This window comes from Anaerococcus rubeinfantis, assembly GCF_001487145.1.
GTDB lineage: Bacteria > Bacillota > Clostridia > Tissierellales > Peptoniphilaceae > Anaerococcus > Anaerococcus rubeinfantis.
Map to the genome: position 1 here is coordinate 1,215,406 of NZ_LN913016.1, position 20,876 is coordinate 1,236,281.

A 20,876-nucleotide genomic window follows, 5' to 3' on the forward strand; every position below is an offset into this window, starting at 1 on the left:
ATACATGAGAAAACACAAACAAATAGATTCATTCACTTTTTTAAGGGCTATTTTTATTATTGCAATATGCATATTTCACTCATCAGTTCAAATTTTACCTGGTGGCTTTATGGCAGTAATCGGCTTTTTTGTTATGAGTGGATTTTTAATGATGAAAAAATTAAATAATATAGAAGACTTTAATTTGAAAGAATTAAAAATAAATATTCAAAAAAGATTTTTAAAGCTTATGCCCAGCTTAATTTTTGTAATAAGCACATCTTTAATAATAGCTTTGATTTTTTCTAAAATTATTTTTCACGATTCAATCAAGGCTTCTATTCCATCTGCCCTATCTTTTCAAAATTTATACCAAATTTTTAAGGGTGGGTCTTACTTTACTAAAAATGGATATTTTTCAATTTTTACTCATTTTTGGTATATATCCATGCAAATTCAATTTATTTTGATTTTTTATCTGATAAATTATTTCTTAGATAAATTTAAGGATAAATTTACAAGTAAGGAAATAAGGATTTATCTTTTTGGGCTAATTTCAGTAATTTCAATCTTGTTGATGATCATTTTTTCTTTTGATAAAAATAATATTTCAAGAATTTACTATGGTCCTGATACGAGAATTAATGCTATTTTTATTGGAGCTATAACTTATCTTTTGGTAGATGATTTTTCAAAAATTATTGACTTATCTAAAGAAAAAAACTTTTCACCAAAATATGTTTTGTATGCTCTTTTGTTTTTAAGCTTTATCCTTTACTTTTTTATAAATGGAGAAAATTTATATACTTATAGGATAATCATTCCTATTTATACCTTAATTCAAGCTTTATTAATTGGTATTTTATATACTTATGAAAAAGAAAGTATAATTTCAATTAATAAAAAAGAAATGGGCTTTGTAAAAACTATTCTTTATTATATAGGACTTAGATCTTATTATATCTATATGTGGCAATATATAATAAATACTTTTATATCCTATGCCTTTGCCCACACTACAAAAAGTAGGATTTTAGCTTATATTTTGGAAATATTTTTGGTTTTAATTTTATCTGAAATAACTTATATAATTTTCCAAAAGAAATTTGACCTAAAAAAATATTTTATTATATCTGCTGTAATAATTTTAAGTCTAAATGTTTTGGCAAACTTTATTCCAAATCCTAAGGCTGAAGATATGAAAAATCTTGAAAAAAGAATTAGCGATAACAAAGAAAATATAAAGAAAAACAACGAAAAATTTTTACAAGATCAAAAGAAAAAAGAGAACAAGAATAAACTTTCAAATTCTAATGAAAAAGACAAAGACAAAAAAGAAAATGATAATAAAAAATCTGAAAAAAAAGAAATTACTTTTGAAAAAAAAGCTTATGATGATTTTAATTTTACCGAAAAAGAAAGGGAATTTTTGAAAAACACTTCAATTACTGCAATTGGGGATTCGGTTTTAATAAATATCGATCCTTTTATTAGAGAATTTAATCCAAATCTTTATCTTGATGGTGAAGTGGGAAGGCAAATGACTGATGGGCCAAAAGTTTTGCAAGATATAAAAAATAAAAACGGACTTGGTAATATAATCCTCGTTAGTCTTGGTTCTAATGGAACTTTGAGCGAGCAAAATATGCTTGATATTTTAAATATTTCTGAAGGAAGAAAGGTATTTTTTGTAAATACTGTCAACAGCCAATCTTGGGAAGGTCCAATTAATACAAAAATCAAAAAATTCTGTGATGAAAATCAAAATGCCTACATGGTTGATTGGTACAAATTTGCCAAGGAAAAAGCAAATTTATTTGCCAAAGATATGGTTCATCCAGAAGTTGAAGGTTCAAAAGCTTATAGAAATCTGATTGAAAGAGAAATAATAAATTCTTTTGCAAAATAATAAGCGTAGTGGCAAACGACCACTACGCTTTTTTTAATCTAATTCCAATTTTCCAGTATATAATTGATAGTAAGTTCCTCTTTTTTTCATCAAAGATTCGTGATTTCCTCTTTCAATTATTCTTCCATCATCCATTACCATTATTACGTCAGAATTTTTGATTGTTGATAATCTGTGAGCTATTACAATTGATGTTGATCCCGCCATTAGATTATCCAAAGCTTCTGTTACTGTAAGCTCTGTCGCAGAATCTATTGAACTTGTTGCTTCATCCAAAATTAACATTGATGGCTCATCAACTGCTGCTCTTGAAATTGAAACCAATTGATTTTGTCCGTCTGACAAACTTGATCCGTTTCCGTAAATTTTTGTATCATAGCCTTGAGGAAGTCTTCTTATAAAAGAATCCGCCTTGCTCATCCTTGCTGCAGCTTTTATTTCATCATCATTTGCATCAAGCCTTCCATATCTTATATTTTCATAGATTGAATCTGTAAATAAATTTACATCTTGAAGAACCATTCCAAATGCTCTTCTTAAAGCTTGTTTTTGAATTTTTTTAATATCAATATCATCAACTTTGATTGATCCTGAATCAATATCATAAAATCTTGTGATTACATTTGTTATAGTTGTTTTTCCAGCTCCTGTCGCTCCTACAAAGGCGATTTTTTCTCCTGGTCTTGCATAAAAACTTACATCTTTTAAAATTTGATTTTTCCCATCGTATGAAAAATTAACGTGTTCAAAATCAATTTTTCCTTCAAGCCTCTTATAAAGAGCCTCTCCATTTTCAATTTTTTTCCAAGCATAAATTCCTGTCAAAGTATCTGATTCATGAAATTTTCCATTTTTATCAATTTTTGCATGAACAAGGTCAATATATCCTTCGTCTTTTTCACCTTCCATATCCAAAATTTCAAAAATCCTGTTTGCCCCAGCCATAGCTTGAGCCAAGACATTTGCTTGTTGGGAAACTGTGGCGATTGGATTTTGTAATTGTCTTACATAGGTTAAATATGTTACCAAGGTTCCTACAGTCATTTGACCGATTATTGTAAGAAAAGCACCAGCTATACAAATTATTGCGTAGGAAATGTTAATTCCATTTTTTAAAAAGGGCATAATTTTTCCCATAACTGTATTTGCCTTCCAAATTAATTCTCTAACCCTATCGGCAGTTTTATTAAATTCTTCTATCAAATTATTTTCAAAATTAAAAACTTTTACAACCTTTTGACCTGATAAAGTTTCTTCTATAAATCCATTCATCTTCCCAATTTCTACCTGGTTTTTTGAAAATAATTTTGTAGATTTTTTTATAAGTCTTTTTAAAACTGCAAGCATTAAAAATATTGTAAAAATTGTTAGAACTGTAAGTTTGATATTAATTACAAACATCATGATAAAAGTTCCGGTAAATAAAAGAAATGATTGTAAAATATTTGGGATTGATGATGATAGGGATTGGCTTAACATATCAGTATCATTTGTAAATCTTGACATTATTTCCCCGTGGGTGTTTTGGTCAAAAAATCCAACTTCCAAACTTTGAACTTTTTCAAATAATTCATTTCTAATATCTTTTACACTTCTTTCACTAACTCTTACCATAAGTCTTGAAAAAATAAGAGAAGTTATAACGCTTGTTCCAAATAAAATTATCATCTTAATTATATTTGCCCTAAGTCCAGCTACATCTGCCTTTAGTATGGTATTATCGATTGTCGGCCTTAAAAGTGCCATTCCAAAAATTTGGCTTGCTGTTGAAATAATTACAGAAATTATTACAAGAACCATTTGCCACTTATATTTAAATAAATATTTTAAAAGCCTTTTTATTGCCCCCTTGGAAGTTTTATTTTTGGATGAATTTAATTTATTTTTCATCTATATCACTTCCTTTCTCTTGCATATCATAGGTTTTTCTATAAAATTCATTTTTATTGTAAAGTTCGTCATGGTTTCCAATATTTTCAATATATCCATCTTTCATAACCATAATCCTATCACAGCCTTTAAAAGATGAGACTCTTTGAGATATTATGATTTTTGTAAGTTTATCGGAATATTTATTTATACCATCAACAATTTTTCTTTCTGTTTTTGTATCAACTGCTGAAGTTGAGTTGTCCAAAATTAAAACTTTGGGTTTTTTTAACAAAGACCTTGCTATACAAATCCTTTGTTTTTGTCCACCAGAAACTCCACTTCCTCCTTGACCCAAAACAGATTTATATCCATCTTTTCTTTCTTTGATAAATTCATCTGCACAGGCAATTTTTGAAACTTTTTCTACTTCTTCAAAGGATGCTTCCATATCTCCCCACCTAATATTTTCTTCAATTGTTCCAGAAAATAGGGTATTTTTTTGTAAAACAATATTTACAGCATCTCTTAATTTTTTAAGATCATATTTTTTAATATTTTCTCCACCGACTTTAATTTCACCATCACAAATATCATAAAGTCTTGGAATTAATTGTACTAAACTTGACTTACTTGAACCAGTTGAGCCCAAAATCCCAATTGACTCTCCTTCTTTTATGTGAAGATTAATATTTTTTAGGGCAAAATTATCAGAATCTTTTCCGTATTTAAATGAAACATTTGAAAAATCTATTGATCCATCTTTAACTTCAAGATCATTTATTTTTTCATCATTATTCATGTAAGGCTTATGTTCTATAACTTCAGCAATTCTTACAACTCCAGGGCTTGATGACATCATTTGAACTAAAACCATAGAAATTCCAATGAATGCTCCCAAAAGCATCATTGAATACATGATAAAACTCATTAGCTCTCCAACTTGGATTTTTCCACTAATAATTTCATTTCCACCAAACCAAACAATGGAAATCATAGATCCAAACATAATTACATTTGCAATTGGAAAAATATAGGAAATTGCTCCACCAGCCTTATCAATTAATTTAAACATGGTGAAATTTTGCTCTCTTAATTTTTTAATTTCAAAATCATCTCTTACAAAAGATTTTACAACCCTAATATTTGCTAAAGATTCTTGAATAATTTGGTTTAATTTATCAAATTCTTTCCTGTATTGTTTAAAGCCAGGAATAGCTTTTGACATGGTAAAAAATATGGCTACAAGCAAAAGTGGCAAGGTCACCAAAAATAAAAGTGAAAGTCTTGGTGAAACTTTTACTGATAAAATTACTGCAACAATCGCCATGACCAAGGTTTTAATAATAAATCTTACTCCCAAAAATACAGAAAAAATGATTTGTTGGATATCACTTGTAAGTCTGGTTATTAAAGATGAAGTCCTAAATTCTTCCAAATCTTCAAAACCAAATTCTTGAATTTTTCCAAATGAAATTTTTCTTAAATTTGCTCCAAAACCTGAGGAAGTTGCTGATGCGTGTTTGGTTGCAACCATTCCTGAATACATACATATAAGTGAAACTAAAATCATTAGTCCACCCAAAATAAATGTCATTTTAATATCTTTCCTGCTTACTGCCCTGTCAATTATCAAAGCCATTATTGTAGGAACTACAAGTTCCAAAATAGTTTCAATACTTGTTGCAATCATAGAAATCTTTGCATTTTTTTTGTATTGGCCAACAGCAGGCATTAGATATTTAAAATTTTCAAAAAATTCTTTTAAACTATTCATTTTCTCCCTCCTTATTAATCCTACATAAAATTTCTGCTAACATAGTAAAGTCATCTATCATTTGATTTATCTTTTTTTCTCCAATTCTATCATATAAATTTTCATTATAATCATTTAAGGGTTTCAAAAAATCATTAGCATATAATTTTCCCTTATCTGTTAGCTCTAAAATTTTTATCCTCTTATCATCCTTATCTGAAATTCTTTTTATATAACCATCTTCACACAATTCCATAATCACATTATTTATAGTTTGCTTGGCAACAGCCATTCTTTCTACAATTATGGATTGGGTGATATTTTTTTCATAAATTAGAAATAAAAAAATTGCAGTCTTTATACCATTAGCTTTCATTTCTTTAAAGCTTTGGTTATTAAGTCCCTGCACTTTTCTAATTACGGAAAATAATTTAAAAATTTCAAGTGATTTATCTTTTTTCATTTTCTTCCTTTCTATTTTTAATTATTATAGTCCTAAAATGGACTTTGTCAATAGCCTCTAAAAATTTTTGTTGTATAATATCAGTTGAGGTGAATTATGATAGATTATTTAAATGAAATAAATTTAGACCAAAAATTAATTGATAAAATAATAGAATTTAGAAAAGCAAATATAGATGAAGAAGACAAGGATAGAATTGTTAAACCAGAATTTAAATATTATGGTGAAGATGTTTTGAAAAAAGCAATCACTGCAATTTTATCTGGAAAAAATATTTTACTTTCTGGTCCAAAAGCCACAGGAAAAAATGTTTTAGCTCAAAATCTTTCCTATATTTTTAATCGTCCATCATGGGATATTTCTTTTCACGTAAATACTGATTACAATTCCTTGGTTGGAGCTGACACTTTTAAAGACGGAAAAGTAGTTTTTAGAAAGGGTCCAGTTTATGAATGTGCAAAAAAAGGTGGCTTTGGAGTTTTGGATGAAATAAATATGGCAAAAAACGAAGCGATTTCTGTCCTCCACGCAACCCTTGATCACAGACGTGTAATTGATATTCCAGGCTATGACAAAATAAAGCTTGACGATAAGACAAGATTTATTGCAACAATGAATTATGGCTATGTTGGAACAAGAGAAGTAAACGAGGCACTTGCTTCAAGATTTATGGTTATAAATATGCCAAATATTACAAGAGAAAATTTAAAACACTTATTAAGGGATAAATTTCCAAAATTAAAAGAAAAATATATGAATACTTTTATAGATATTTTTGAATCTCTCCAAGAAAAAAGTGAAAATTCAGAAATTTCTACAAAATCAGTAGACCTAAGGGGACTAATTTCTGCAATTGAAACTATGGAAATTGGACTTAACCCATACGATGCAATAGAAATGGGACTAATTAATAAATCTTTTGATGAATTTGAGAGAGAGCTTGTAAGAGATAGCGTTGATTCTAAACTTCCAAAAGAAATCAAAGAGAGTGTATTTGATGACTGATACTTTCGAAAAGTTAAGGGCAATGAATGTGATTTGGGATTTTGCTGATGATTATAAAATATTTCCTAAATCCTACTATCCTATGGATAAAAATTACAAAAATATAATTGAAGGGTACAAGTTTAAAAATTTTAGGCTTGATTTATTTTCTTCATTTTTTTCCTATTTAAAAAAGGACAACCCTTTTTTTGAAGAATTTAAGGCAATCACCCTTCTTTTGTTGGAAGATTTATCCTACAGAAAATTAGAAAAAACAAATCTTGTTATAAAAGATTTAAGAAAATCTTATGCCAAAAAAATTCTCGACAAATACCAATACAAAAAAGAAACCGACAATGTTTACGAACAAATTGAAAAGGCCTATTATGAGAAAATTTTTAATAAACCTATAACCGAAGCAAGGCTTGTAAGGGATTTTTATGCTGAACTTTTTTCAATTGACACCTATAAATCTAGCCAAATAATTGAAAAATTAGACGAGCTTTTCAAAAAATATTTTCTTTTTGAAAGATTTGACCAATACAATGAACTTTTTGACCAAATGATAAAGGAAGAAAAGCCCAAAAATTTTGACCATGAAGATTTGGACGAGTCTGATATTGAAAAAAATATTGAAGACCAATTTCAAATCCAATCAGCAGAATTTAATGGTTATATTTATTTTGAAGAAAAAAAAGAAGATATGAACAAGGATATATTTATCTTTGAAAAATCTGATAGTGAAAAAGATAAAAGAGAAGATTCATTTATAGAGGATTTTTATGGGAAACTTTCTATAAGCAAAAAAAGACAAGAACTTTTGGAAAAAGAACTTGCCAAGGGCATCCATAAATCAAAAAAATTATATTTTACCAAGGGAGAATATACCGATTCTCCAAATGCAAAATTCAACCAAAAAGTTAGGAAAAAACAAAGGGAAAAAACAAAAGAATATATTGAAAATAATCTTTCAATAAACAACAGGGCTGTAAATGAGCTAACAAGAACCATAGAAAATTCTTTAGCAAATCACGAAGAAGATGAGCTTTACAGAAAAAATTATGGACTTCTTGATTCTATAAATGTTTGGAGGGCTCCTGTATTAAATGAATCCAAGGTATTTTTTTCAAATAACAAAGATCCAAAACCAAAATTTCAATTGGATTTATTGATAGACGGATCGGCAAGCCAAATCAAAAGGCAAAATCTTGTGGCAAACCAAGCTTTTATAATTGCAAATGCCATGGATAAGGTAAATATTCCTATAAGAGTTTCTTCTTTTTCAACTTTAAGAGATTATACAGTTTTTAATATGTACAGGGATTTTAAAGATAAGGGAAAAAATGAAAATATTTATAATTTTTTCGCTTCTGGTGCAAACAGAGATGGACTCGCCTTTAAAACAATGCACAAATTAATCAATGAAGATAAAAATGAAGGCGTGAGAAAAATTTTAATAATTTTATCGGACGGACGCCCAAATGATGAAAAGCACAATATAAATACAGTAAATGCAAAAATTAAGGACCAATATATAGACAAAAAAGCAGTTGATGATACTGCAAAAGAAATAAGATCTTTAAAAAACGATGGAATCCAAGTTTTGGGAGTATTTACCGGAGAAGATGAAGATATAGAAAATGCAAAATTAATATATGGAACTGATTTTTGTAGGATAAAAAATTTAGACAATTTCTCAAAAATAGTTTCAATTTATATGAAAAATTTAATAGCAAACTAAAGATGACCTAATATTAGGTCATCTTTTAAATTATTTTTTAATTTTATGATAAAGATGATTTACCGTCTTCATTACTTCTGGAATTCTTGATAAAAGTATTGTAAATATATAGAAAATTGCTCCTAGAAAAATTGATATAAACATAGCTAGAAGATATGACATTTTTCCGCTTAATGAACCATAAATTTTCCAAACTAGAAGTCCCATTAAAATTGAAAGTATGGTAATTTTTATCAATGATTTTAATGATGATTTGAAATTTAATCTTCCAAAATTTTTTCTAAATTTATAAAGCATCATTAATGCTCCAGCGAGCGCTGAAATTGTTGTTGCAAGTGCCAATCCTTCAATATCGAAAAATTTTATCAAAATAAAATTGAAAATTATATTTATAATTTGTTGGATTACAACTATTATTACTGGTGATTTTGAATCTCCAACTGCATAAAATCCCTTGTCAATTACATCTGAAAATGATTGAAAAATTACAAATGGTGCATATGCAATAAGCATAGCTGCTGTGATAATTACTGATTTATCATCAAAGGCCCCTCTTTGATAAACTAGTTTTATTATTGGAACCGCCAGAGCCATCATCCCGATTGTTGCAGGTATTACCAAAAGCATGGTTGAAACTATGGCTGAATTTATGTGACTTTTCATATCTTCAAATTCTCCACTTTGACCCAAATGTGAAATGGTTGGAAAAATTGAAGTTGTAACTGAAACTGTTATAACTCCTGTTATTAATGATAAAAGAGTTTTTGAATATCTTAAATAAGATATTGATGCATTTCCAAAAAAATATGAAGCCATGGAATTATCTACTGTAAGAGCAATTTCTCCTGCAGCTGATGAAACTATAACTGGAATTGCAATCCAGATTAATGATCTTATATATTTATTGTGGATATCAATTGTGTTTGAGTGTTTGTAACCATGGTCTCTGCTTGCCTTTGGAAACATTATATACTGCAAAACATTTCCCAACAAACATCCTATTGCTAGAAGATATGGATTTTTGGCAAGGCCTGAAAAAATTGTAAAGGCAATTATTATTACATTCATTATTATGCCAGTAATGGCTGGTATAAAGAAATTACCTTTTAGATTTAAATATCCCCTAAATACTGCTGAATACAAATATGCAAAAATTGCAAACATTATAATTCTTGTAAATACAATTGCTGTTTGTAAAAGTTCGCCCTTTAAGTCAGGAGAAAATAATTTACAAAAAGCTCCAGCAAAAATAAATCCAATAATTACTGCCACAAGACCAAACACCATCAAAATATTAAAAATATTTGAAGTAAATTCTTCAGCCGCTTCTTCTCCCTCTTCATTTTTCGCCTTGGTGTAAATCGGAATAAATCCAAAAATAATACCTGATGCGACAAAATTTGCTATAACCACTGGGAGGGTGTTTGCAACTGCATAAATTGCAACTATATCTCCCGCTCCATAAAAATATGCCATAACAGATTCTCTCAAAAATCCAAAAACTTTGGAAAGAATTGTTACAATCATTAACATAAAAGCAGTTTGTCCCATAAATACCTCTCTTTTTAATTTATAAATTGTATTATATCTTTTAAAATCTTACTTTCAATTAAGTAAATTTTATAAAATTCAAAAATTTATTTTTCATTTTAAATTTTAATCTTTAATACAAAAAAATAAAAATAAGCACAAGAAATAGACCTATCACTTGTGCTATAATTTATTATTTTATTTTCAAGTACTCTTCTAAAGAAAGATTATTTTCAAACATAGACTTGGCATTTTCTACACCAACATATCTAAAATGCCAGCATCTTTCTTTCTTGCCAGTTATACTTTCTTTATCTTTAGTATATCTTTGTATAAAGCCATATTTATAAGCATTTTCCTTTAGCCATTTATACTCATCTGTTTCTTTAAATTTGTCTGAATATTTTGTATCATCAGTATAAAAATCAAAACAAGTTCCTGTTTGATGCTCACTTGTAAAGGCCAAGTCCGCATCAGGATTATTTTGGTCTAATAATTTTTCTTCACTTTGACCTAATCTAAAATCTGATGCAATTTTTAAATTCAAGCCTTGCCTTTGTATATCGATAAGCATAGTATCAAAAGCTTTTTTGCTAGTTGGATCTATACCAGGATTAAAATCTTTTGGTAGAGGATTATTTTCATTTACAAATACCACTCCATTTATAACATTGATATTTTCTTCGCCTTTAAGCTTTCCAAGACCATATTTATTCACATAATAAAAATCATCATTGATTTTAATTTTTGAAAAAGAATTTTCTGTACCGTAATACTCAACATATTGATTTTTATTAATACTTACTTCAGTTTTTGTAAAATCGCTTGGTTCTTGGTAGCAGTATTGACTCTTTAATGATTTTACGTAGGATTTCATAATATCACTATAACCATCATTGTCAATTTTTTCTTCGTCAGCAATTACAACATTTTCAAAACCAATTGGTGTTGCAACTTGAGTTTTAACTGCCTTTATTTCATCTTTTACTTCTTCTTTTTTGTTTTTTTGGGCATACCTGTTTTCTACTGGTCTTTTAATTTGAAAATCATCGGTATTTCTTTTAAAATCTATCTTCAAAGCTCCTGTTATCAAAAGAGCAAATATTCCTACTTTAATTAAATTTTTTCTTCTTTTTCTTTTTTTCTCTCTTAATTTTTTACGTCTTAAATCTCTAATACTTTTGTTTGCCATTTTTAGTTTTCTTCCTTAAATATATTTCAATATAACTAAATTTACGTCTGTGGGATTGTTTTCAAAATCATACAAATATATTTCAATTCATAAAAAAAGATTTTAAAAACTTTATAATATTTTCTTAACTCCATTATAACATAAGTCTTAGGAAATATGTAGAGTATAAATGATTTTTTTCGAAAATTATTAAAAAAAATCGCTAATAATTAGAATTTCTAATTTAGCGATTTAAAAATTTATTTTTAATAAATCCAAACTGTAAATATTCTGAATTTATTTTCTAAAAAAATCTTTTATTTTTTCAAAAAATGTTTTCTCTTTTTTATCCTTATTTTTATTTTCTTTTATTGAAATATTATTTGGTATTATTTCTCTTTTATTTTCTAAACTTTTCTCTTTTGCCCTAGCTTTTGCAATCTCTATAAATTTTTCTTGGGCAATTAGATTTTTTTTGTTTTCAACCTTTTCATATTCGCCCTTAGAGTTCATTATTCTTGTCTTTACATCATCAGCAAACATTATATCTAAAAATTCCAAAATTCGTTTTTTTATAGATTCTTGGTAAATTGGACAGGCAACTTCCATCCTATTTCTAATATTTCTTGTCATAAAATCTGCTGATGAAATATATAATTTGCAATCATCACTTTGACCAAATTGATAAACTCTATGGTGTTCAAGAAATCTTCCAACAATTTGATGGATTTTTATATTTTCTGTCCTATTTTTTATTCCTGGTAAAATACAAGTAATTCCCCTAACCATAAGATCAATTTTTACCCCCTCGTTTGAGGCCTCTGATAATTTATCTATCAAAATTCTATCAGAAATTGAATTCATTTTAAGTCTTATATAACCATTTTTACTTTCTTTTTGTCTTTGTATTTGTTCATCAATTAATTCATAAAGTCTTCTTTGCATTGGTTTTGGTGAAACCAAAAGATGATTGTAGGATCCATCAAGATTTCCTATCATGATATTATCAAAAACTTCCTTAACATCTGTTCCAATTCCTACATTACTTGTCATGAAAGAAAAATCTGTATAAAGTTTTGCAGTTTTTTCGTTGTAATTTCCTGTAGCAATTTGACTTGTGTAAGCAATTTTATCATCTTTTATTCTTGTTATTAGACAAACTTTTGAATGGCACTTGTAATTATCAAATCCATATACAATTTTACATCCTGCATTTTCAAGTCTTGATGACCAAATAATATTATTATTTTCATCAAATCTTGCTCTTAGTTCCATTAAAACAAAAACTTCTTTTCCGTTTTCAGCAGCTTTTATTAGGGCTTTTGCAATTTCTGAATCTTTTGCAATTCTGTATAGGGTAATTTTTATGCTTATAACAGATTCATCTAGACTTGCTTCGTTTAATAATCTAATCACTGGATCCATGCTCTCATAAGGATAGGATAAAAGAAGATCATTTTTTTCTATTTGATCAAGCATTGGAATATCATCTTGAATTTTGTCTGATTTTTGCGGCGAAAAACTTTCATAATAATATTTCTCTTTTAGTTCTTTAGGCATATCATCAAGCATATCAAAAACAAAACCCGCTCTCATTGGAGATTTTGTAACAAATACATTTTCTCTTTTTAAAGGAAGTTTTTCCAATAATAAAGCAAAAACTTCTTCTTCAATTTCCTCATCAAGTTCAAGTCTTACAGGTTGGAGCCTTTTCCTTCTTTTTAAAACATCTTTCATATAAGACCTATAATCAAGGTCGACGTCATAATCATCATCATCGTATGATATATCTGCATTTCTCGTGACAGACATTATATGCTTTGAAATACACTTGTAATTATCAAATACATTTTCCCCAAATTCTTTAATAATATCTTCGATTAAAACTATAGTTGTTTGTGAAACTTTCAAAAACCTATCAATCTTATCTGGAACATATATTATTCCAAAATAATTCCTATCTTTCTTATTTTCTCTTTCTTTTACAAGATTAAAAATTACATTTATAGAAAGATTTGGTAGCCTTGGAAAAGGCCTTACCCTATCAACAACTTGAAAATTTAAAATAGGTTCAATTTTGCTGTCAAAGTAAAATCTCACAGTCTCATAATCTTTTTTGTCAAGATTTGAAACTTTTTCAATATTTATCCCCTCACTTTTAAAATCATTTATAATTCTAGTATAAACAGAATCTTTTTTTTGGTATAATCTTTTACATTCTTTCATAATGGCAGCAAGTTGAGCTTCTGGAGTCATATTTGACTTATTATCAACCGCTTTTTTCTTAAGCCTTGTTAAATCCTCAAGTGAACCAACTCTGACCATGAAAAACTCTTCTAAATTTGTATCAAATATAGAAAAAAATTTTAGCCTCTCAAACAATTCAACGTTTTTTTCATCTGCCTCATCCAAAACCCTCTCATTAAATTTCAGCCAAGACAATTCCCTGTTTTGCGTAAAAGATATATCCATTTTTTATTCCTTTCCTAGTACTTTATCGTAAACATATCCCTCTCTTACACCAGTTTGACTTACATTTATAACATCAGCCTTAAAATATTTTGCAATTTTATTTAAAATAATCATTCCAGGAATAAGAGTGTGAACCCTATCAGCCTTTACAGAAAGAATTAAATCCAAAAGTTCTTTATTTTCATGGTCAATCAAATCTTTTATCATATCCTTGAGTTTTTTCCTATCCATAGAAAAATTATCCTTGCTAATGCCATAATATTCGTTGTAAAGTTTTAAGCTTGCCCTTGCAGAACCACCAACTCCACACAAGGTGTCATGATTTTCTTGGTAGAAATTTCTTTCTATCAATTCATCTTCAATAGCATTTTCAATAGCTTTCCTATCATCTTGTGTAGGAAATAAAAATTCGACATTATCATTAAAAGCAGAAAGTGAACCTATATCAAGAGATGTAGATTTAATAACTTTCCCTTGCTCAATTATTACAATTTCACTAGATCCGCCTCCTATATCGGTCAAAACTCCTTTTTTTATTTCAAGCGAAGAATTAGCCCCAATAAAGGCAAATTTTGATTCCTCTTCACCAGACAAAATTTCAATATCAAAGCCTATTTCATCCTTAACTCTTTTTAAAATTTCACTTCTATTAGAAGAATCTCTGATTGTAGCCGTTGCAAAAGGTAAAACCACATCTATATCATCAAAATTATTTATAAGGTGTTTGAAATTTCTCAAAGTTTCCATTAACCTTTCAACACCCTTTTCATTTAGCTTGCCATTTTTTATATATGATCTAAGACTTGCCCCCTCTTTTTCATTAAATAAATTATGGATTATTCCATCTTTTTCCTTGTAAACTGAAAGTCTTATAGTATTTGATCCAATATCTATAACTGCATATATCATATAATTTTCTCCTTTTTTTTATTTAAAATCTATGTAAAATTTATGTAAGATTTAATTACAGGCTTTTTTAATTTTAATTTCCCTTCCCATAATAATATTTGTCATCTTTTGCGAAATTTCATTTACATCAGTCATATAAATTTCTATATTTAAATTCTCATCCTCATCAAAAACAATATCCCTTGCCAAAACCTTAGCAGGATCAATAATATTTGCCTTATAGGTGAGATTTTTCTCAATTTCTTCTCTAATAATAGGATAATGGGTGCAGCCCAAGATTATATTTTCAATTTTTCTCTCATTTGCAATATTCAAATACTTTTTCAAATCATTTTCAAGATTTTTTCCACAAATTTCCCCATTTTCAATAAAAGTAACCAAAGAAGGACAGGCTTTTTCGTAAACTTTTTTATCTGAAAGGCTTTGGATTTTTTCTTTATAGGCATGCTTAAGACAGGTTGCCTTTGTAGCCATAACAAATACATCGCCTTTTTTATTTAAAAGCTCACCCACTGCCTGATCAGTTATAGAAATAAATTTCTTATCAAAAGTTTGTCTAAGCTTATCAATAGCAATGACTGAAATAGTATTACAAGCAACCACAAAAAAATCAATATCCTTTTTAAGTAAAAATTTAACTATATTTTTTGAAAGATTTATTATTTCTTGGCTAGACTTATCTCCATAAGGTACATTTTTATTATCACCAAAGTAAAAATAATTTGCCTTATGTTTTTTTGATAATTCTTTAAGAACTGTAAGTCCTCCAAGTCCAGAATCAAATACTCCAATATTAGTCATCTATCAAACTCACCCTTTCAACAAATTTAAAGTCTCCTTTAATCAAATCAAAAGCCTTATTGATTTTTTCTTCATCAAAAAATACAGCAAAAATACTTGCTCCACTTCCACTAAGAAGAGCCTTAGATGCTCCAAGATTTTCAAGCCTATTTTTAATATCAAGAAGGTGAGGATAATTTTCATAAACCACATCTTCCATGACATTTCTGAAATATTTAACTGTTTTTTTATTAGAATCTTTTAATCCATCTATAATTTTTTCAGTTTCTACATTTCCATAATCTCCAAGTCTTTTATAAACAAAATTTGAAGAAATTTCTGTTCCGTCGTTAATAAGAAGGATTTTCATATCCAAATTAATGTCAATTGGTGATAAAATCTCCCCAATTCCTTGGGCTCTAGCAGATTTTTTCAAAAAGAAAAATGGAATATCAGCTCCTAAACTTTTTCCAATTTCAAAAATTTCCTTATCACTCAAATTCAAATTCCACAAATCATTCAAAGCCAAAATCATTTCAGCACAATTTGTAGACCCACCTGCAAGACCTGCAGCTATTGGAATATTTTTTTCCAAATATACATCGACACCAGGATTTTTAACCTTATCTTTTAAAATATCCCAAGCCTTATAAATCAAATTACTTTCTATATTTTCATTTGACAAAACTTCACTATTAGTTTTTATTCTTATATCATTTCTATTATTTTTTTCAATTTTTAATTTATCAAACAAAGAAATCCTAGTCATAATAGTATCAATTTCATGATAACCGTCTTCTCTTTTATACAAAGAATCTAAACTAAGATTAATTTTCGCATAACATTTTCTTTCCATAATTACCTCAATATAATTATACCATAAGGATTTTACCTAAAATAAAAAGATAAAATAAAAATTTATACAAAAAAAGACTTCGCTCATGCAAAGTCTTTTTAAAATTTAAATTATTTAGAATAATCGTAGAATCCTTTACCAGTTTTTCTACCAAGATCTCCTGCTCTTACCATTTGTCTTAATAATGGGTTTGGACGATATTTACTATCACCAAATTCATTAAATAATACTTCCATAATTGCAAGACATGTATCAAGTCCTATAAGGTCAGCTAAAGCTAGAGGTCCCATTGGATGGTTTGCTCCAAGTTGCATTCCCTTATCAATATCTTCAACACTTGCAAGTCCATCATATAAAACTCCAATTCCTTCGTTAATCATTGGAATTAAAAGTCTATTTACAACAAATCCTGGACCTTCTTTTACTTCTATTGGTTGTTTTCCAAATTCTTCAGCAAGTTCAAATACTTTTTTGTTTGTTTCATCACTTGTGTGAAGTCCTCTAATAACTTCTACAAGTTTCATAACTGGAACTGGATTGAAGAAATGCATTCCTATTACATTTTCTGGTCTTTTTGTTGATGCAGCTATGTCAGTAATAGAAAGTGAAGATGTGTTTGAAGCAAGAATTGCTCCTTCTTTAACTACTTCATCTAATTCTTTGAAAATTTCTTTTTTAAGTTTTGGATTTTCTGTTGCAGCTTCTATAACTATGTCACAATCAGCTAAATCTTTAACTTCTGTTGTGTAAGAAATATTTTTAATAGCTTTTTCTTTAGCATCTTCTTCCATTCTTCCCTTAGAAACTTGTTTAGCATAATCTTTTTCAATTCTTGCTTTAGCGTTTTCTAAGAATTCATCTTTGATATCTCTTACTACTACTTCGTGGAATTTAGCAGCTACTTCTACAATTCCGCCACCCATAATTCCTGATCCAATTACACCAATTTTCATATTTACTCCTTTGTGTTTTAAAAAAGTTTCGTTTGCTTGTTAAATTAATAACTTATACATATATTATAACATTGTTTTCCCGTTTTATCAAGAAATATTGACTTTTTTTTAACTATTTATTAGATTTTCTCCAAATTCTCATTTTTTCAGCTTCTTTTATCAAATCATCTCTAAATTCTGGGTGAGCAATTGAAATCAATTTCTCAGTTCTTTCCCACAATGATTGTCCTTTAAGATTAACCATTCCAAATTCTGTTGCAACATAATGAGTATTTGCTCTACAACCTGTTGGTTGTGTTCCTTCAATTAATCTTGGAACTATATTTGAATGTCTAACACCTTTTTTATCAACTCTTGATGAGTGTAGGGTTACAAAAGATTTGCCTCCTTTAGAATTATATGCTCCAAGCATAAAATCTAAAGCTCCACCTGAACCTGAAATGTGTTTTATTCCAGAACTTTCTGCAGAAACTGTACCATTTAAATCAACTTCAAGGGCTGAGTTTATTGACATGAAATTATCTAAAGCAGAAATTTGTTCGATACCATTACAATAATCTACTGGTGCTGCACAAAGTTCTTCATTATTATCTATAAAATCATATAATTCCTTGCTTCCAGCTGCAAAAGCATAAACTTGTCTGCCCCTATCAATATTTTTCTTTTTACCTGTAATTTTTCCAGCCTTTGATAATTCAACAAAAGAATCTACATACATTTCTGTATGAACGCCCAGGTCTTTTAAATCAGAATTTGCAATTTCTTTTCCGATTGCTGTAGGAAGTCCACCAATTCCAATTTGAAGACATGCCCCATCAACTAATTCTTCTACTACAAATTTTGCAACTTCCTTATCTAAATCACTTGGTTGTGCTTTTCCTAAAGCTATCATTTCAGGATTTGATCCTTCAATAATATAATCAACTTCTTTAATATGAACACAATTTTCATATCCACCAAGTCCTCTTGGTACATTTTTGTTCACTTCAATTATTACTATATCCGAATTTTCGATTGCAGCATAAAGATGTGATGCTGAAGCTCCGAAGTTAAAAAATCCGTGCTCATCCATTGGAGTTGCTTGAGTTACAAAAATATTTGGTTTTTTTATTGATGTTCTGTAATATTTTGGAAGCTCTGAATATTTTAATGGTGAATAAAATGCTCTTCCTTCTCCTGCTAATTTTCTTATAGGTCCCAATGAATGCCAAGAATTATAAACAAAATGTTCATTTGTTGGATCAGCATCAAATATTTTGAATTTTTCAAGCTCCACTCCACCCCTGACAACGATGTCATTAAGATTAGTAATTTCTTTTGCCAAAGCTTCGTCAAAATCATGTGGTGAAACTATTCCCCATGAATAATCTACATAATCGCCGTCCTTTACAAGTTTTGCAGCATCCTCTGCACTTATTAGTTTTTCCTTATAAAGCTTACTATAGTCCATATCATCCTCCATTTGCTTTTATATTTTAAAATATAGAAAAATTTATCTTATCTTTAATAAAAATTAAGGATGAGAGTAATCTCATCCTTAAAATCAATTTGAGATACTAATAATGATATACCCAAATTTATAAATTTAATTTAATTATTTTCCTTTTTTCTTATTGATTGCTTCAGTAAGTTTTGGTACAACTTCAAATAAATCTCCAACTATTCCGTAGTCAGCTCTACCAAAAATTGGAGCATCTGGGTCTTTATTTATAGCTATAACTTTATCAGCAGCATTTATACCTGCCAAGTGTTGGATAGCTCCAGAAATTCCTACAGCTATATAAACTCTTGGTCCTACAGTTTTTCCTGATTGTCCTACTTGGTGAGAGTGTGAAATCCAACCAGCATCTACAGCCGCACGGCTTGATCCAACAGTTCCGTCAAGTGCATCTGCTAAATCTTTAATAAGTGAGAAGTTTTTAGGATCTCCAAGTCCACGTCCACCAGAAACTATAAATTCAGCTCCAACTAAATCAACTTCATCTCCTTCATCTCTTGGAATGAAATCTAAGATTTTTGTTCTAGCTTCACCTTCAAATTTGATATCTTCATCAATTACATCTATATCATCTTTAGCTCCAATAGCTTCTTTTGAGAATACTCCTGGTCTAACAGTTCCCATTTGTGGTCTGTGGTCTGGACATAAAATCATAGCCATTAAGTTTCCACCAAAAGCTGGTCTTGTCCATCTAACTTCTTTTTTCTCAGCGTCGATATCAAGTTCTGTACAGTCTGCTGTAAGTCCTGTGTGAAGTCTTGCAGAAACTCTTGGTCCCAAATCTCTTCCTTGGTTTGTTGCACCAATCAAGATTATATTTGGACTATATTTTTTAACTAATTGATCTATTGCATCTGCATAAACTTCTGTATTATATTCTTTATAAACTTCATCATCAACTGTGATAATTCCATCTACACCATATTCTTTTACTTCTTCTTTAGCTTTATCAACATTTGATCCAATAATTATAGCATAAAGTTTTTCATCGATAGCATCAGCCATTCTTCTTCCTGGATTCATTAGTTCAAGTCCAACATTTACAGCTGATCCATCTTCTTTTGTTTCTACAATTACCCAAAGATTTTTATTTTCACTCATCTATATCCTCCTAAATAAGTTTCTCATCAGAAAGAGCATTTATTAACTTATCTACAGAAACGCTAGCATCTTCATCGTTGTAGATTTCTCCAGATTTCTTATGTTCAGGTGTATAAGATTTTTTAACTCTTGTTGGTGAACCTTTAAGTCCTATTGCTGTTTCGTCAATATTTTCTTTTAGTTCTTCAAAAGTAATTTGTTCGATTGTAGCTTTTTTAGCTTTCATTTTATTTTTGATTTTAGGATATCTTAATTCTTCATCACCATATTTTGTAAATGTCACAAGTGCTGGAAGTTTAGCTTGAATGTTTAATGCTCCACCTTCAACTTCTTTAAGAACTTTGATTCCTTCATCATTTAATTCTGCTGTATAAGCATAAGTTACTTGTGGAAGATCTAAATGTTCAGCGATTTCTGGACCAACTTGAGCTGTATCTCCATCGATTGCTTGAAGACCACAGAAAATCATGTCATAATCGCCTTCTTTTTTAGCAACTTCTTTTATAGCTTCTGAAATAATATAGCTTGTTGCAAGTGTATCAGATCCACCAAATTTTCTATCTGTAACCAAATATGCCTTATCTGCTCCTACTGCTAGAGTATCTCTAAGCATTGATTCAGCTTGAGGTGGTCCCATAGAAATTACTGTTATTTTTACATTTTCTGGATCTTTATCTTTTATTCTTAAAGCTTGTTCAAGGGCAAAAGCATCATAAGTATTTAAGATACTAGGAACTCCTTTTCTAATAAGAGTATTAGTTTCAGGATCTATTTTAATTTCATTAGTATCTGGAACTTGCTTTGCACATACAAATATATTCATTTATTCCTCCTAAATTTTATTATAACTTATCTTAATAAGGCTCCTGATACAACCATTAACATTACTTCTGAAGTACCTTCAT

16 protein-coding genes are annotated in these 20,876 nt (G+C 28.9%); 3 read left to right on the forward strand and 13 right to left on the reverse strand.

What is annotated here, in order from left to right; translation table 11 throughout:
• Positions 1 to 4: 4 nt before the first annotated feature.
• Positions 5 to 1,888: an acyltransferase family protein gene (locus BN3265_RS06840; protein WP_058990786.1), complete on the forward strand. Its 1,884-nt coding sequence runs from the start codon at positions 5 to 7 to the stop codon at positions 1,886 to 1,888.
• A 33-nt stretch (positions 1,889 to 1,921) separates the two neighbouring features.
• On the opposite strand, the gene BN3265_RS06845 is transcribed toward BN3265_RS06840, so the two are convergent.
• The 3 genes from BN3265_RS06845 to BN3265_RS06855 are packed head-to-tail and all read right to left on the reverse strand — an operon-like array spanning position 1,922 to position 5,976.
• The gene (locus BN3265_RS06845; RefSeq protein ID WP_058990787.1) at positions 1,922 to 3,778 is read right to left on the reverse strand and encodes an ABC transporter ATP-binding protein; all 1,857 of its coding nucleotides are present in this window, start codon (positions 3,776 to 3,778) and stop codon (positions 1,922 to 1,924) included.
• A complete protein-coding gene (locus BN3265_RS06850) occupies positions 3,768 to 5,534 on the reverse strand; it encodes an ABC transporter ATP-binding protein (protein ID WP_058990788.1) in 1,767 nt (588 codons plus the stop codon). Before BN3265_RS06850 ends, BN3265_RS06845 begins: the two co-directional genes overlap by 11 nt.
• Positions 5,527 to 5,976, reverse strand: coding sequence for a MarR family winged helix-turn-helix transcriptional regulator (locus BN3265_RS06855; RefSeq protein WP_058990789.1), 450 nt, complete (start codon positions 5,974 to 5,976; stop codon positions 5,527 to 5,529). Before BN3265_RS06855 ends, BN3265_RS06850 begins: the two co-directional genes overlap by 8 nt.
• A gap of 96 nt (positions 5,977 to 6,072) precedes the next feature.
• Here BN3265_RS06855 and BN3265_RS06860 point away from each other — a divergent pair, with 96 nt between their 5' ends.
• The gene (locus BN3265_RS06860; protein ID WP_058990790.1) at positions 6,073 to 6,981 is read left to right on the forward strand and encodes an AAA family ATPase; all 909 of its coding nucleotides are present in this window, start codon (positions 6,073 to 6,075) and stop codon (positions 6,979 to 6,981) included.
• Entirely contained in the window at positions 6,974 to 8,701 is a 1,728-nt protein-coding gene (locus BN3265_RS06865) for a vWA domain-containing protein (RefSeq protein ID WP_058990791.1), read from the forward strand. Before BN3265_RS06860 ends, BN3265_RS06865 begins: the two co-directional genes overlap by 8 nt.
• 30 nt (positions 8,702 to 8,731) lie before the next feature.
• Here the strand turns inward: BN3265_RS06865 and murJ are convergent, their stop codons facing one another.
• The 10 genes from murJ to BN3265_RS06915 all read right to left on the reverse strand — a co-directional run bounded on the left by murJ (position 8,732) and on the right by BN3265_RS06915 (position 20,794).
• Positions 8,732 to 10,252 carry a murein biosynthesis integral membrane protein MurJ gene (gene murJ, locus BN3265_RS06870; protein ID WP_058990792.1) on the reverse strand — a complete coding sequence of 507 codons (1,521 nt, stop codon included), beginning with the start codon at positions 10,250 to 10,252 and terminating at the stop codon, positions 8,732 to 8,734.
• 172 nt (positions 10,253 to 10,424) lie between these two features.
• Complete coding sequence (locus BN3265_RS06875) at positions 10,425 to 11,423, reverse strand: M15 family metallopeptidase (protein ID WP_058990793.1); 999 nt, start codon at positions 11,421 to 11,423, stop codon at positions 10,425 to 10,427.
• Positions 11,424 to 11,699: 276 nt separating this feature from the next.
• On the reverse strand, positions 11,700 to 13,874 hold the full coding sequence (locus BN3265_RS06880; RefSeq protein ID WP_058990794.1) for an RNA degradosome polyphosphate kinase: 2,175 nt from the start codon (positions 13,872 to 13,874) through the stop codon (positions 11,700 to 11,702).
• Positions 13,875 to 13,877: 3 nt separating this feature from the next.
• Positions 13,878 to 14,783, reverse strand: coding sequence for a Ppx/GppA phosphatase family protein (locus tag BN3265_RS06885; RefSeq protein WP_058990795.1), 906 nt, complete (start codon positions 14,781 to 14,783; stop codon positions 13,878 to 13,880).
• 51 nt (positions 14,784 to 14,834) lie between these two features.
• Positions 14,835 to 15,584, reverse strand: a complete 750-nt coding sequence (gene murI / locus BN3265_RS06890; RefSeq protein WP_058990796.1) for a glutamate racemase — start codon at positions 15,582 to 15,584, stop codon at positions 14,835 to 14,837.
• Positions 15,577 to 16,419 (reverse strand): 4-(cytidine 5'-diphospho)-2-C-methyl-D-erythritol kinase, encoded by an 843-nt coding sequence (gene ispE / locus BN3265_RS06895; protein WP_058990797.1) that lies wholly within the window; start codon positions 16,417 to 16,419, stop codon positions 15,577 to 15,579. The genes murI and ispE overlap by 8 nt, the downstream gene beginning before the upstream one ends.
• A gap of 110 nt (positions 16,420 to 16,529) precedes the next feature.
• Positions 16,530 to 17,372 carry a 3-hydroxybutyryl-CoA dehydrogenase gene (locus tag BN3265_RS06900; protein ID WP_058990798.1) on the reverse strand — a complete coding sequence of 281 codons (843 nt, stop codon included), beginning with the start codon at positions 17,370 to 17,372 and terminating at the stop codon, positions 16,530 to 16,532.
• Between the two features lie 112 nt (positions 17,373 to 17,484).
• Positions 17,485 to 18,822, reverse strand: a complete 1,338-nt coding sequence (locus tag BN3265_RS06905; protein WP_058990799.1) for an acetyl-CoA hydrolase/transferase C-terminal domain-containing protein — start codon at positions 18,820 to 18,822, stop codon at positions 17,485 to 17,487.
• Positions 18,823 to 18,966: 144 nt separating this feature from the next.
• Positions 18,967 to 19,971, reverse strand: coding sequence for an electron transfer flavoprotein subunit alpha/FixB family protein (locus tag BN3265_RS06910; protein WP_058990800.1), 1,005 nt, complete (start codon positions 19,969 to 19,971; stop codon positions 18,967 to 18,969).
• Between the two features lie 10 nt (positions 19,972 to 19,981).
• A complete protein-coding gene (locus BN3265_RS06915) occupies positions 19,982 to 20,794 on the reverse strand; it encodes an electron transfer flavoprotein subunit beta/FixA family protein (RefSeq protein WP_058990801.1) in 813 nt (270 codons plus the stop codon).
• Positions 20,795 to 20,876 lie beyond the last annotated feature (82 nt).